Here is a 15,461-nt window from a genome sequence, read left to right as displayed (position 1 = left end):
ACCACTCTATTCGCAAGAGTTCATTATTTGCCTTACTTATCGTGGTTAAAGTAACGGAAGAATTCACCTTTAGGCTCAATCAACATGATATCACCAGACTCCCCAAAACTCTCTCGGTAGGCCTGAAGGCTCCGATAGAAAGCATAGAACTCAGGGTCCTGCTGGTATGCCTTAGCATAAATATCGGCTGACTTGGCATCCCCATCACCGCGGATCATTTCAGACTGACGGTATGCATCGGCCAGAACCACACGCTTCTCACGATCAGCGTTGGCCATGATACCTTCTGCCATCTCCTGACCACGGGAGCGATAGTCTTGAGCCTCTTTTTCACGCTCAGATGACATACGTTCGAACACAGAATCACTGACCTGTGGAGGCAAGTCGATTCGCTTGATACGCACATCCATGACACTGACGCCAAGCTCTTTCTGAGCAACGTCATTCAAGGACTTGGTCAAGGCTTCAATCATCTCATCGCGCTGTCCTGAAACCACTTCGTTCAGGGTGAGGTTACCAAACTGGTTACGCATGCTGGACTCAGCGCGCTGGGCCAACAGGTTACTGGCACGGAACACATCACCGGCAGTTGCACGGTAGAAGTCATACACATCATGAATTCGCCACTTGATGTAGGAATCCACAATAACGGCCTTCTGCTCAAGGGTCAGGAAACGTTCAGACGGCACATCCAGCGTCTGCAGACGACCATCAAACACCTTAACCTTATCAATGACCGGGATTTTCACATGCAAGCCCGGGGGAATGCTGTCACGCACTACCTGACCAAAACGAAGTTGAACCGCTCTCTCCCGCTCAGAGATGACAAAGAGGCTACCCCAAGCCAGTATCACAGCAACCAGGGCAATAATCAGTCCAGTGAAGGCTTTCTGACTCATCGACTTACCCTCCCTCCACTGGCTCGCGAGCTATTGACGCGCTTATTCAATTCTTCTGTCACCCGAGTGGTAATCTCGTTTAATTCCTGCGCAGATAACTGCCTTGAAGGCATGCTGCTGCTACCATGGGACTGTGTCAGCTTATCGAGAGGCAGATACATCATGTTATTGCCACCTTCAACATCCACAAGCACCTTGCTGGACTTACTGAATACTTCTTCAATGGTTTCAATATACAGACGCTCACGGGTTACTTCAGGCGCCTGCTTGTATTCACCCATCAACTTCACGAAACGATCAGCCTCACCTTCTGCCCTGGCCACCACTTCATCTCGGTAACCATTGGCATTCTCAATCGTACGTTGAGCCTGACCACGCGCTTCAGGAACGATTTTGTTGGCATACACCTGAGCCTTGTTCTTGGCTCTTTCTTCGTCCTCACGGGCACGAATAACGTCATCGAATGCCGCTTGCACTTCTTTTGGGGGCTGGGCGCTTTCAATGTTCACCTTGGCTACATTAAGACCTGTACCATAGCTATCGAGATATGCCTGAAGACGGTCACGAACCTCAATACCCATGACTTCACGGCCTTCCGTCAGCACCTGATACATCTCAGAACCACCCACAACGTGCCGTAATGCACTTTGCGTAGCCTCCTCAAGACTCACCAGAGGCTTGGCAACATTCAGGACATAGTCCTTGATATCCTCAATGTTGTACTGAACCGACATGGCCACTTCGACAATGTTCTCATCTTCAGTCAGCATCTGCTGATGAAGGTTATAAGTTCGAAGTTCAGTAACACGTTCCTGATATTTGGTATCAATGGGGGGAAAGTATATATGCAGACCTGGTCCTACGGTCTCAGCATACTCACCGAACCGGAGAATAACCGCCTGCTCTTTTTCATCAACGGTATAGACAGCATTCCAGACATAAGCAACAACAGCCAGAATCAGAATGCCGATAAACATTCCAGATGAAGAGCCTGGTTGAGCACCTCCACCAGAGCCACCTTTACGGCCACCCCCAAACATTGAATTCAGCTTTTCCTGAAATTTTCGAAAAGCATCGTCCAGGTCCGGTGGTCCTTGCTTATCGCCTTTGTTACCACCGCCCCATGGATCCTGGTTATTTCCACCCGGCTCGTTCCAGGCCATATATGTCTCCGTAGAGTCAGCATCAAATTAAATGTTGGTTTGAGCATCCCTGTTACTGGGGACAACTGGCTTTTAAATCAATCGCCGGTCCGTCAGAGGATGTACATACCATAGTCACCTTCAGACCTTAAGGGCCAGTCAGGCATGACATGACGTCGCAGGATAAATTTCCAGAGCAGCCATCAACTTTCACTCCACCACAGGGGAGTAGAAAATGCAACGTTCCGTGCAGCCTGGGATCCTGACTTACCTTACAGGTACATCCATATAGATGTGCCTGTAAGGTAGTTCCTGAGCCAGATTGTAGAGTTTGGATAGCGAATAGCGCAAGCCGAATTGGTAAAGACCGCAACGGATTTTCTTTACAAACCCTGAATTAGAGCTGTTTCGCCCAAAATTTATCCATCATTCATGATGAAATATTCGGTCCAGCCAAGAACGCTTCTTATAATTCGCAGCAACACCTTTTGAAAGCATAAATGGGACATACTCCCGATCTTCCTCCATTATATGCTTAGCCAGCCAAACTCTTAAAAAATGAAGCAACTCAAAACTGACCTGCTGTCCCTGAATAACCTTCTCATGAAGATTATTTACCTGCTCAATCAACTGTGAGTGATGTTTTTTGTGCTCCTCATAATCCGGATATCCAAGCACTCTCATCAACGACTCTTCTACTGTGAAGTGAATACGGGTGTACTCCACAAGACGACCAAGAATTTCCCGGCCAACCTCTGACCCCTGTCTTTCATGGATAGCTCGGTGTAATTCATTCAGTAGGTCCACCAGGACACGGTGCTGAGCATCAATCTCTTCAATACCAACACACAACTTATCTGACCATGGGAATAACTCTTCTGAATTATTATCTATTTCCACACTGTCAATATTAAGCATCACAACAATCCACTTTCCGGGTGAGTATCTTCCTTGCTGCCAGAAGACTTACCAGTGAATAGCACAGGGGGTTGTACTGTTTTTTGATAATACAGCCGTACAACTTTTGATGGCATCCCATGTACCCGATACTCAAATAGCAGGGCCTGTTGATATTTCGTTATGTGCTCAGTGCATCAGGACACCTGCGGGTACCCCCAGGATAACAATAGAAAGCCTGACTGGTATGAATCGGCAGAAAACAAACGAATAGCGAGCATAACTGCTCGCTAGGAAGGTAATTTTGACGAGAAAAGAGCCAACCAGCATTGACCCAGATCAATACGTATAAGCCGTATCACAATCAGGCAGAAGTACTAAAGCAGCTATCACTAAGGCCTTCTTGCTTGGAAAGGCGCTCAAAATCAGGTTTTGGTAGTCGGATATCAAGAACAATATCCCCACTTTCTGAATATGCCTCTGATTGAATAGCACCAAGCCTGTAGAGACGAGCCCTAATGCGACCCTGTGCAGGTTTTAGCGTTAGTTGCCCCTGTAGCATGTCATCAGAAAGCAACTCTTTAATGGCTTCCTGCAACAACTCAACACCATCCCCGGTAACCGCAGAAACCCAGACCCTAACAGGCCTCCCCTCATCATTACGCTGAATTTTTGGTTCTACCCCCTGCAGAAGATCAATTTTGTTATAGACCTCAAGTTGCGGAACCTCATCAGCATTGATCTCTTTCAGAACCGAATGCACCTGATCCATATTCTCAAGACGTTCAGGGTCATGACTGTCGATCACATGCAACAATAAGTCTGCCTGACGGGTTTCTTCCAGAGTTGCCCGGAACGCTTCAACCAGCTTGTGTGGAAGGTGGCGGATAAACCCTACCGTGTCAGCAAGCACAACCGGGCCTATGTCAGGCAGATCGATACGACGAAGTGTTGGATCAAGCGTGGCAAACAACTGGTCGGCCGCATAAACGACGGATTCAGTCACTCGATTGAACAGCGTAGATTTTCCTGCGTTAGTATAACCGACCAGCGAAACCTGAGGCACCTCTGCCCGCTTTCTTGAGCGCCTCCCCTGCTCCCGTTGCCTGCGCACTTTTTCCAGACGACGGGTAATACTTTTGATGCGAACCCTGAGAAGGCGACGGTCCGTTTCCAGCTGTGTTTCACCTGGACCCCGAAGACCAATCCCCCCCTTCTGCCTTTCCAGGTGTGTCCAGCCACGTATCAGGCGGGTACTCATGTGCTGCAGCTGAGCCAGCTCAACCTGAAGCTTCCCTTCAAAGGTTCGCGCTCGTTGAGCAAAGATATCCAGAATCAGCCCAGTACGATCAATGACCCTGCATTGCAGTTCTTTTTCAAGATTCCGCTCCTGACTTGGGGAAAGGGCATGGTTAAACAGCACAACATCGACGTCATGCAATACTACCAGTTGACGGATTTCTTCGACTTTGCCGGGGCCGACAAAGAAACGGGGAGTAGGGTGCTTACAGCCTGCGGTAATAAAGGCGGCAGACTCAACGCCAGCGGAGCGTACCAGCTCCATGAATTCCTGGGGGTCCTCCCGCTCTCGTTCATCATTCAACTCAAGATGAACCAGTACTGCGGTTTCACCACCCTCATGGCGGTCAAAAAACAAATAGATCTCCTAAACAGCCACGAACCGCGCGTATAACAGCTGGGAGCCAGCTTACAGAAACCTGAAAATAAGACTGCGCCACATGGCTTATTTTAAAATAAATAATTAGAAGCAATTAAAGGCGCCTTAAGCGCCCTCAAAATGCATTAAACAGAGTTACTCAAGCTCTGACTGTTCAGTACCCTGCATTGGCAGGCGAACTGGACGGCTTGGAACAACTGTAGATACAGCGTGCTTGTATACCATTTGGCTCACTGTATTCTTAAGAAGAATAACGAACTGATCGAAAGACTCAATCTGCCCCTGAAGCTTAATACCATTAACCAGGTAGATAGAAACTGGCACGCGTTCTTTACGCAGCACATTCAGGTAAGGGTCTTGTAGAGAATGCCCTTTTGACATTTCTGTACTCCTTTTAATTCTCGGGTTTTTGAATAGCCTTGTTTCACTTTGGGGAGGACTATCCGCTAGACCGGCTGTGCCAGTACTCATTGTTCAATATATGTACAGCCTATGAAATGCCGGCTCACATTAAGCTAACCCCACACCGCACTCAATAAGTAATACTAGCTACTCCCGTCAGTCCTGCAGGAACAATTACGGGTTCTAAAGTACCACAAAATACATCTAGTCTATTTGAGGGCGCTTCCCAAGACTTTCAAGGCATCACCCGATAAGTTCTCGGATAACGTATCGAGCCAGTGAACATCTGGCCAGCTTCTTAGCCAGGTTAGCTGTCTTTTGGCCAGCTGCCGGGTTGCGATAATACCTCTTTCGACCATCTCATCGTAGCTTAGTTCCCCATCCAGATAGGACCAGGCCTGACGATAACCGACAGATCGAATGGATGGCATGGATACATTCAACTCTTCCCGTTGATAGAGAGACCTTGCCTCTTCAAGAAAACCATTCTCCAGCATCAGCCTGAAACGAAGGGCGATACGCTCATGAAGTACCGCTCGATCTTCCGGAGCCACAGCCAGACTCACTAAACGATAAGGTAAACTCTGCTCTTCCTGCTCCCGGTGCCATTGAGACAGGGGCTTACCGGTTAACTCATAAACCTCCAGAGCACGCTGCAGCCTCTGGGTATCCGATGGTTTTATTCGTTGCGCCGCTTCAGGGTCAATTTCAGAAAGCCGCTGATGTAAAAAACCCCAGCCATTTTCATGAGCACTATCCAGCAAGCGCTGACGTACCCCGGCATCAGCAGCGGGCATCGCTGCCATACCATCCCTGAGCATTTTAAAGTACATCATCGTACCACCAACCAGCAAAGGAATACGCCCACGAGCAGTAATATCAGCCATCAACGACAGCGCATCCCGTCTAAAATCTGCGGCTGAATATGATTCCGCAGGGTCAAGAATATCGATCAGGTGATGTGGGGCTTCTGCAAGTATTTCGGGCTCCGGCTTGGCAGTACCAATATCCATCCCCCGGTAGATCAGGGCCGAGTCTACACTAATGATCTCAACAGGCAGCTCTTTGCTGAGCGCCACCGCCAGGTCAGTTTTGCCAGATGCAGTGGGCCCCATTAAAAATACAGCGGGAGGAAGCCGCTTTTCCTCATACGCGGACATAAAATAATGAGCACCTGAAAATAATGGAAATGCGATTCTATAGGATTATGTACTGAACTTTCGATAGCCACATGTATTGATCAAAAGATTATTAAAAAGTTTCTATCTGAAAAAATACACTGATTTACAACAAACACATAACTCCTCCCTCTCTGAAGATTAGAACTCCCTTAGCCTAATAGCCGCTGCAGCCAGAATTTCCTCATTACTCATCACACCAGCTTCACCCTTAAGGACTTTTACAACCCGGGGCATCAGACGCATAATAAAAGTTCTAATCAATGTATGCTCGACACCGACATTCTGAGCCTTAAGAATATGTAGATGGGCTGCTACCAGACTTTCGTACTCATACTCATGACTGATAACTGAAAGTATCCTGTTTTTTTTCTCTTTACGGATATGCTCTCTCTTTTGGAGAGTCATCTGGTCAAGCTCATGGTCCACCAAACTGGCCTTATCCTTAGCTATCCCCCGAATTAGACTTAGCCAGCCGGCCTTGTCCAAATCTTGTTTTACAAACACCGGGGCTTTATTCTCATGAAGGTCAACTTTAACTATATAATCTGCGAGCAGGGCAATATTTGCACTCTGATGTTCTGCGGGCAATGAAAGGTAGAGGTTATATCTATCAATTGTATCGAAGTGCGGATTAGATAAATTTAGAAATTCCCCTAGCTGACTCAAAAGTTGCGAGTGATATTCACGAGTAACTCTTTTTAAAAGAAATTCTGCAAACTCCTTGTGCTCTGCTGATGATTGCAGATAAAGGGTTTTAATTGCTTTAATTAATGATTTCTGAAACAGTCCTGAGGTAACAAGCATACTATTCATAATTTCAATATTATCTTTTATCAATGAGAGATTGCTTATTGGCCACCCATCATTAGCTTCTTCCTCTAATCGGCACACCCACTTATCCAAAGGTTTCATTTTCTGAAGCTGGCAACACTTATTCCAATCACTTAGCCATGATGACAAGCTATCAACCACCGACCCTAACCCCTGATTTAAAGTAGTTCCTACCTGTAAAAGCCTTTCCAGCTCGGCAATACCATTCAAACATTCATCCATACCAACAATCAGTAATATCTCTGCCATGACCTTGTTACAAGGGACGGGCATTTTTTTAGCAAAACCAATTAACAAATCCACCGTTGAAAACACCGATTTGACACGACCCGAAGATTGATGACAATAAAGTAGAAACGGTATTATTGGGTCTTCGGTGGTCAGTGCAGCCTTTACCTTCTCGCTGCCAAGATTCTCATCAACATAACCACCTAATCCAGCACAAAGGGCTAGTCCCTGATAAAGCAACCTCTGACTATCAGTCCATATGCTTGGAATATGAAGATAAAAACAACACTGGGCTTCAAATAATTCATCTACGTTATTAGATAATTTTCGTTGTTCCAGTAGCCAGTCAATGGATCGACACTGGGCTTGATTTTTTCCATTCCGGGCATCATCAAGAAGCCCCTCAAGCAGTTGAGCATCTACTTTTGAAGATACCCCATTATTCCATGCAAGCATGGCTTCAATATGACTAAGCATTCTATTTTCTGCCAGCCACTTGGCATCTTGAATGCGTCCAAGCTCAAACGCCTTCATCCCCAAAGCCTCGCACTTGGGAGTAGGAAGTCCAAGCGTATCAGGCGTTTGCAACCTCAAAAAATCAACGGCATCAGGATCTGATGCAAACAGTAAAGAGTGAAAAAAATAATCCAGGCTTTCATGGCTTAATTTCTGGAGTAGTTTGCCATGATCCTGACGTGTCAATACACCAGCCTCATACCCAAACCAAAGCAGTGAAGATTGATCAACCGGAGAGAGCCTATCTCCTTCCATAAATTGAAATATGGCACTAACTATTTCTTTATTTTTTTCGAGAGAATATATGATAAAACTCGACAAACATTGTTTACGAACATCTGCAATTGATTGAGGAGTAGGGTTATATTTATCTCCAGACAAAACATTTCCACTATATTTTTTAACAACCCTTACCCATAAACCAAAGCACAATGACAACCTTACATCACGCGAAAAGCCATCAATAAAATAGCTCATCTGATCTGCACTATTGTATTCTTCAGAAACTTTATAGAAATTAGCACACTCGCCATAATCTTTTGAAATAACTCTTTTTAAAACATCACTTACTTCAACCGAAAATTTTGTTAAAGTCTTATAGTAAATCAAGGCAACACGACAGTTATACGGTTGACTATTTTTTAGAAACGTATGCATTGTATTTACAAGCTGTACTGTAAGCTCAAACTCATGATTAGTTGCTCGCTCAACTTTATCCTCAAACCTGCTGACAATCTGAACCATTAGCTCACGATGATCAGCAAGCAAAGGTGATAGCTTACCAAAGACTAAATCCATAACAGGAATCACATCAAGGTATTTATCTTGATAAACATTTCTTAGCATCATGATAAATTCATCTTCACAAGTGCTCTGTCTCAACTGGTGAAGAGCTCTGTGTTCAGTAATACAATGAAATGGGCTTAGCAACTGATCAAGATATTCTTTTTGCTGATAACCGGAGAAGTCTCTCACAGATTTAGCTCGGTAAAAATCCCCAATCATTTCCTGCAAATACTCTTTTTGGTCGTTCAACTTCAAACAATATCGATCAAACTCATGCTCTTTTGGTATTTTTTTAAGCCAAGATTCAAAACCTTTATGAATTCGCACAGATTCACCAAGAACAAAAGTCCTTACCCAGGTAATTAATTCAGAGCAGCCATCAAATAACTCTACAATCAAATCAGGCGGAGAAAAACTGTGGTGACACGCTTCCGCAACAAAATCTAAAACATGCTCAACAAACTCCACATGAAAATCTAAACTCTCATCTGCTTTAAGGCCTTTCATAATTTCCATAAAATTATAAAATCCAAAGTAATTACCTAAAGGGTGTTGTGGTAGAAGCTTCAGACAATAAAACTTCCGATACATATCTGAAAATTGCTGCTTCATAACCCTGTAATCACCATGATTATGATACTCTCTACCCTCTCTTGGCATAATTTCCTGAGCTAACCTATAACATAAGCTAGCCCTATCCAGCCGACTACAAAGTTCATTATTTTCAGCCAACTGTAATAAGCACTTACTTTTGGTTTCCTTATCCAACCCAAAACTCATCAACCTTTCGGGGTCAAAAAGATCACTATCATCAAAGAAATTAAGTAAAACTGCATACCGATATAATTGTTCAAGAACAACAGGAAAGCCAGAGGTGAATACAAGACCAGCAATACTGTTTGGATCTTTTCTTGTTCCATCCCAGAAATAAGTAAGAAGTTCTATCGTTGTCATATCTTGCAACTGATGATTTAGGCAGAGCATCCAGAAGCTTGCGTGAACAGGGTCCTTCTCAAGCGCAGCTTTAACAAAACCAGCATTACTCAGGTTACCCATCCATACATTAATTGCATCACGAAACACTATACACTTTGAATCTTCATAATACTCAAACTCATCTTTCCACTTAAATACTTCATCTGGACAAATTTTAAGTTTACTGTCCTTCAACTTCATCCATAATTTGGGTGAAAATATATCTTTGCACGATGAGTACAATTCATCTAAAACCAAATCAGGAGCCCCAAAGTTTAAAGCTACCACTCTTGCAACATCTATCGTAGCTTGAACATTACGATCAGATCGAAAATCATCATTATGATCTAACAAGTGGGAAGTTTTAAACATCTGATAGGCAAGACTTCTTGCTACTGGAACATCATCCAGCTGCCCCTGATAAACTTGCACCATGGGCAGACTTCGATACCCTCGACAATATTCATCAAGTATAAAGCCAGAGGCTGCACTCAAATTATCCCGAATAAGCCCCTTTAATTTTTGAACATTTTCTGGAGATAATCCATTCTGGCTTTCTATCTGCGCCCTGCACGACCAATAATTATTTATAGCCCTGATATTTGAATATACAGGTAATTCTTTGAGAGCACTTAACGCTCTGCATGGGTTAACATCTCCAAAATCCGGCTCCAGAAGAACCATGGGAATAAGCATTACAACCTCAGGACGGAGATCTTTCGACAAAGAATCAATAAAGCTACAACGATCTGCTGAGCTCTTACTTTCAGTCAAAACTTTAAGCTGATCAAGTAATTCATCGTACGAAGCATCTTGCTTAAAGCATACATCCACAACAGGCATAGTTCTCAAAATGGCTAAAGCTTCTGAAGGATAAAAAAGAGACTGTGTCAATTCCTCCCTATCTTCTCTCCTGCCAAAAAGCATATCTTTAATTAAGGCTCTTTTTGCTAGTTCACTTCCCGCATCTGCCGCCCTGTAAAGACACATCCTTTCTAAATCAGGGGACTGGAATATAAATTCATCCCCCTTTCTGGCAGCATCCCCAAGCGCTAAAAAAAAATCAATATACTCACTCTTAGTAGTGACAGAGGAAATACTTGAAAAACATTCACCTGGCGAAGAAATATCAAAGCCATCCTGAAGGGCTAAGATTTCACTTAGTAAAATCAAAGATCTTACGTATTTAACCAACTGAGTTGAAACAAAAGAGCAATTAATTCCCTCATAAAGACCCAAACCTTTTTCAATTACACCATCATAATTCCCATTATCAAACATCGTCCATATACACTTGATCTCAGCCCCAACCTTTCCACGACAAAGGTCACCAAAAGCCTCTTCTGGGTCATCAGGGTATTTGGAAAAAAAAGCAGGCCAATCATCAATACTGATCAAATCACATGAAGTTTCTACATCTCTTTTTTCTAATTTCCTTCTCGATAAATCCGTTCTGAATTTTTCACTCGAAGCTTGATCACTATGAAATTCTTCAGCAGCCTCAATGTAGCCACTTGCCTCTATTGCTTTTACACATTGAGAAGCAGGTTCTTGTCCAGATACATTAAGATCATGCAGGGGCATACTTCCTGAACGACCAGAAATATTCAAAACACGAGTCCTTTACACATCTAGCTTACAAGGATGAGCCAGCTAAAAAAATGAGCTAGCTCTGATAAAAAATTAATATTGAAAGAAAAGTGGTTAATGATAATCGATAATAAGGAAACCTAAAGGCAAATTAATTATTTTATTGAAATACTAAAAATCACTAATATTGTTTTATAGCATGATATTTATAGGAGAAAATTAATAACCTTAATGCTTACAATCAAAGCAAACCACGCTTTTCAAACTATTAGATACCCTGTCGTAAAAGCATTCACCAAAAGTGACACTCTCAATTAATAAGTGGAGTGTCAAATTACTGATTGAGAATAACCTCTTGTCTACCGCCCTCTCAAAAACAACTTATCCAATTGATCCATAGTTAACATAGTCCAGGTTGGACGACCATGGTTACATTGACCACTGCGCTCAGTATGCTCCATATCCCTAAGCAGAGCGTTCATCTCCTCAATAGAGAGTTTTCTGTTAGCACGCACAGAGCCATGGCAAGCCATAGTCGCCAGTATTTCATTAATATGGGCTTCAATACGATCGCTGGTGCCATGCTGCATCAAATCCGAGAGTACATCCCTCAATAATTTTTCCACATCGGCATTCTGCAGCATCACGGGTATCTGGCGAACCAGCAGGGTTTCCGGCCCCATTCTTTCCAATGTCAGGCCTAAACGAGAGAAGTACTCTCTGTGCTCTTCTGCACAGTCTGCCTCTCGTTCACTGACCGATACAGATTTAGGCACCAGTAGCGGCTGGGCACGAACCCCCTGCCCCTGATAGGACTGCTTCATTCGCTCATAGGTAATCCGCTCATGAGCCGCATGCATGTCCACCAGAATCATGCCCTGATCATTCTCTGACAGAATATAAATCCCTTTCAGTTGAGCAATGGCATAACCCAACGGGGGTGTCAGTGAATCATTTTCCGGGAGACTCTCTGGAGCAGGCTGAGGAGAAAATTGAGTCACCACCTCCTGAACAGAATCATCACCCATAGCAGAAGCAATAGCACTGCTGGACGCAACAGGCTCGGCTGCTCCTGCGTATAGCTGACTATAAGCTTCTATCTGGCGCTTAACCTGCCCCTGCGAAGGCGCTTCAGATAAAGATGAACGTCGATCACTGAAACCAGAACCGTTGTTTCCACCGGAGAAACCGCCAGAGCTACTGGCCGGTGATGATGAGAGTCGTATAGTTTCCTGCCCCTGAAACTCACCGGCATCAATACCAGAAGTCTGAGGTTGTGAAGGGTGGGTCAGCGTCGTTGGAAGAAGCTGATCTTCAGGGCGTACTTCACCAAGCGCACGGTTCAGCGTACTGAACAGAAAGTTATGAACGGTTCTGCCATCCCGAAAGCGAACTTCATGCTTGGTTGGATGAACATTGACATCCACCAGCGCGGGGTCAAGCTCCAGATAAAGAACAAACGTTGGATGTCGGCCACCATACAGCACATCTCGATACGCCTGACGAACCGCATGTCCTACCAGTTTATCCCGGATAACACGACCGTTAACAAAAAAGTACTGTAAGTCTGCACTGGACCTGGAAAAGGTTGGCAACCCTACCCAGCCATACAGTTTTAAACCGGAGACCTCGACATCAATGATCACCGCATTTTCAATAAATTTGGGGCCACACAGCGCTGCAACACGACGATCTTTCTCTGCCTGAGTCGATGCAGGACGCAACTGATGAATACTGCGCTGGTTATGACGAAGCGTGAACCCTACATCAAAGCGGGATAGCGCCAGACGTTTAACCACTTCTTCCAGGTGAGAAAATTCAGTCTTTTCGGTACGCAGAAACTTCCGCCGGGCGGGGGTATTAAAGAACAAATCTTTAACTTCGATGGTTGTACCCACTGGATGAGGCGCAGGCATCACCTGAGCCTCCATATCCCTGCCTTCAACCCTTGCCTGCCAGCCAGATTCCTGTTCTTCAACATTAGACGTCAAAGTAAGCCTGGAAACAGAGCTGATAGAAGCCAGAGCCTCACCACGGAACCCGAGAGTCGCCACACCTTCCAGATCTTCCAGCTCAGAGATCTTGCTGGTTGCATGGCGAGAAAGCGCCAGCGCCAACTCATCCTTAGGAATACCATAGCCATCATCACGGATACGAATCAGCTTAACACCACCGTTTTCTACCTCCACGGTCAGGCGTTTCGCACCCGCATCAATGCTGTTTTCCAACAGTTCCTTCACCACAGAGGCAGGACGTTCCACCACCTCACCAGCAGCAATCTGGTTAGCCAGTCGATTATCAAGGAGGCGGATGGGCTTCATAACGTTTTGTTACTCTGTCGCTAAATCTTTTCAATATTAATTGGGAATTACCAGCACCTGACCGACACGGATATTGTTAGCGCTTGATAGCCGGTTAACTCTCCGCAGGTCATTCATGCTGATATCAAACTGATCAGCAATCTCTGACAAGGTATCCCCCGGCTTGATCACATAGCGTGATGGACGGGCTTTAAGGGTACCATCCTGCTTCCACTTGGCAACCAGTGTGTCAGGTGGAGGCTTTTTATAGAACCAGCTTTTGGCACCATTAAAAATAGCTTTAGCTACCATTTTCTGGTGATTACTGCTCTTCAATTTTCGAGCTTCTTCAGGGTTGGTAATAAACCCGGTCTCCACCAGAATGGATGGGATATCCGGTGACTTCAACACCACAAAACCCGCCTGCTCCACCTGTTTTTTATGCAACCGATTAATACCGCCCATATTAGCCAGCACTTTGTTACCCACCTCAAGGCTGGACGAAAGTGTTGAGGTCATCGACAGGTCCAACAGTACCCCCGCCAGAACATCATCTTTATCCCCCAGGGAAATACCACCTTCACCTCCAATCTGATCCGATGCATTTTCCTTCTGGGCCAACCAGCGAGCGGTTTCCGAAGTTGCACCACTGCGGGAAAGAGCAAAAACAGAGGCACCCTTGGCCCTGCGATCTTTAAATCCATCCGCATGAATGGAGATAAACAGATCCGCCTTACTGTCTCTGGCAATCTGGGTACGCCGGCGCAGGTCAATGTAATAGTCGCCAGTACGAACCAGCACTGGCCGGAAACCCTTCTCCCTGCTTAGCAAAGCAGCAAGCTCTTTGGCAATAGCCAGCGTCACATGCTTTTCATAACCGCCACCATAGGCAATGGCCCCGGGGTCTTCGCCACCGTGCCCCGCATCAATGGCTACGACAATATCCCGAAAACCCACAGGTTTCTGTTTTACAACGGGCTTTGGTTTTCTGCTCTCATCGTCAAACAGATCAACCACCAGACGGTGCCCATAAGTCGCATTAGGCTTTAATAGAAAGCTTTCACTGGCTACTTTCTCGCTGAGGTCCAGCACAATACGCAGATCATTCTGGTTACGGGAACCATGCCGGATTTTTTGAATGGGTGTTCCCTTCAGCTGCAGGCCGCTGAACGTACCGCTGAGCCTTGCGCCATCGACGTCAATAACCAGTCGACTGGGATTACTCAGATGAAACTTGTTATGTTCAACCGCATCAGAAACATCAAACACAAGGCGTGTTTTATCCGGCGACCGCCAGAGTCTGACATTTTTAATCAGTTTATAGACCGCTTCAGCTACCTGGGCTTTGAGAACAGAAAACCCTACCACCAGAATACCGAGCTGTTTTACAAATCGCCGCCTGTTATCTGCAAATACTGGTTCGACACGACCTTCCCCTGCTTGCTCTTCATACAAAGCAGCGGAGGCTTTCTTACCGGTAAATATCGCTGATAGTGTTTTCAGAATTCGGCGAACAATCCCTGTCCTCTGACTCATCCACCCTCCTGCAGCGCTCTTATTATTTTCAGCGCTTTATTCCCTGCATCAGTACCTGCGACGATAGTCGCTTTCCTTCCAGGCAGATCATAGTCAAAGGTGATTTCCAAATCAGCTTCAGGCAGCTCGCCCTGTCCGCGGGATGGCCACTCAACCAGACAGAGTGCCGCTTCACTGAAATAGTCCCGACCGCCAATAAACTCCAGTTCTTCTGGGTCAGCGAGACGATAAAGGTCGAAATGATAAACTTTGTGGTCATTCACTTCATAAGGTTCGACCAGTGTATAAGTAGGACTTTTCACTGCACCCTGATGCCCCAGGTTTCGAAGCACTCCACGACAGAACGTGGTTTTCCCAGCCCCAAGATCACCATGCAGAAAAACAATACCCTGGTCACCCAGAGCATCTGCCAGATGCCCCCCCAGTGCCACCATGGCCTCTTCATTTTCTATCAGCAGTTCATATCTGCCTTGCATAAGCCTTTCCATCACAGCCAGTCA

Annotated in this window: 10 protein-coding genes; all 10 read right to left on the bottom strand. The window is 45.3% G+C overall.

What is annotated here, in order from left to right:
* Window positions 1-32 precede the first annotated feature (32 nt).
* Complete coding sequence (hflC, locus tag GV64_RS03730) at window positions 33-899, bottom strand: protease modulator HflC (protein WP_020584267.1); 867 nt, start codon at window positions 897-899, stop codon at window positions 33-35.
* Window positions 896-2,062 (bottom strand): FtsH protease activity modulator HflK, encoded by a 1,167-nt coding sequence (gene hflK / locus GV64_RS03725; protein WP_020584268.1) that lies wholly within the window; start codon window positions 2,060-2,062, stop codon window positions 896-898. The genes hflC and hflK overlap by 4 nt, the downstream gene beginning before the upstream one ends.
* 405 nt (window positions 2,063-2,467) lie before the next feature.
* Window positions 2,468-2,959: a bacteriohemerythrin gene (locus tag GV64_RS03720; RefSeq protein WP_020584269.1), complete on the bottom strand. Its 492-nt coding sequence runs from the start codon at window positions 2,957-2,959 to the stop codon at window positions 2,468-2,470.
* A gap of 343 nt (window positions 2,960-3,302) precedes the next feature.
* Entirely contained in the window at window positions 3,303-4,595 is a 1,293-nt protein-coding gene (hflX, locus tag GV64_RS03715; protein ID WP_020584270.1) for a ribosome rescue GTPase HflX, read from the bottom strand.
* A gap of 156 nt (window positions 4,596-4,751) precedes the next feature.
* A complete protein-coding gene (gene hfq, locus GV64_RS03710) occupies window positions 4,752-4,997 on the bottom strand; it encodes an RNA chaperone Hfq (protein ID WP_020584271.1) in 246 nt (81 codons plus the stop codon).
* Between the two features lie 230 nt (window positions 4,998-5,227).
* Window positions 5,228-6,178: a tRNA (adenosine(37)-N6)-dimethylallyltransferase MiaA gene (gene miaA / locus GV64_RS03705; RefSeq protein WP_020584272.1), complete on the bottom strand. Its 951-nt coding sequence runs from the start codon at window positions 6,176-6,178 to the stop codon at window positions 5,228-5,230.
* Window positions 6,179-6,337: 159 nt separating this feature from the next.
* A complete protein-coding gene (locus tag GV64_RS03700) occupies window positions 6,338-11,146 on the bottom strand; it encodes a hypothetical protein (RefSeq protein WP_152553910.1) in 4,809 nt (1,602 codons plus the stop codon).
* Between the two features lie 338 nt (window positions 11,147-11,484).
* Complete coding sequence (gene mutL, locus GV64_RS03695) at window positions 11,485-13,446, bottom strand: DNA mismatch repair endonuclease MutL (RefSeq protein ID WP_020584274.1); 1,962 nt, start codon at window positions 13,444-13,446, stop codon at window positions 11,485-11,487.
* 36 nt (window positions 13,447-13,482) lie between these two features.
* The gene (locus tag GV64_RS03690; RefSeq protein WP_020584275.1) at window positions 13,483-14,961 is read right to left on the bottom strand and encodes an N-acetylmuramoyl-L-alanine amidase; all 1,479 of its coding nucleotides are present in this window, start codon (window positions 14,959-14,961) and stop codon (window positions 13,483-13,485) included.
* Window positions 14,958-15,437: a tRNA (adenosine(37)-N6)-threonylcarbamoyltransferase complex ATPase subunit type 1 TsaE gene (gene tsaE / locus GV64_RS03685; RefSeq protein WP_020584276.1), complete on the bottom strand. Its 480-nt coding sequence runs from the start codon at window positions 15,435-15,437 to the stop codon at window positions 14,958-14,960. Before tsaE ends, GV64_RS03690 begins: the two co-directional genes overlap by 4 nt.
* Window positions 15,438-15,461 lie beyond the last annotated feature (24 nt).

The sequence above is a fragment of the Endozoicomonas elysicola genome (assembly GCF_000710775.1).
GTDB lineage: Bacteria > Pseudomonadota > Gammaproteobacteria > Pseudomonadales > Endozoicomonadaceae > Endozoicomonas > Endozoicomonas elysicola.
Note: the sequence above shows the minus strand (reverse complement) of the source record. Positions and strands in the feature narration are given on the sequence as shown.

Excerpts from the sequence above, each read along its gene's own strand:
- hflC (WP_020584267.1), bottom strand. The coding sequence starts at position 899 with ATGAGTCAGAAAGCCTTCACTGGACTGATTATTGCCCTGGTTGCTGTG.
- GV64_RS03720 (WP_020584269.1), bottom strand. The coding sequence starts at position 2,959 with ATGCTTAATATTGACAGTGTGGAAATAGATAATAATTCAGAAGAGTTA.
- hfq (WP_020584271.1), bottom strand. The coding sequence starts at position 4,997 with ATGTCAAAAGGGCATTCTCTACAAGACCCTTACCTGAATGTGCTGCGT.
- hflK (WP_020584268.1), bottom strand. The coding sequence starts at position 2,062 with ATGGCCTGGAACGAGCCGGGTGGAAATAACCAGGATCCATGGGGCGGT.
- tsaE (WP_020584276.1), bottom strand. The coding sequence starts at position 15,437 with ATGCAAGGCAGATATGAACTGCTGATAGAAAATGAAGAGGCCATGGTG.
- GV64_RS03690 (WP_020584275.1), bottom strand. The coding sequence starts at position 14,961 with ATGAGTCAGAGGACAGGGATTGTTCGCCGAATTCTGAAAACACTATCA.
- mutL (WP_020584274.1), bottom strand. The coding sequence starts at position 13,446 with ATGAAGCCCATCCGCCTCCTTGATAATCGACTGGCTAACCAGATTGCT.
- miaA (WP_020584272.1), bottom strand. The coding sequence starts at position 6,178 with ATGTCCGCGTATGAGGAAAAGCGGCTTCCTCCCGCTGTATTTTTAATG.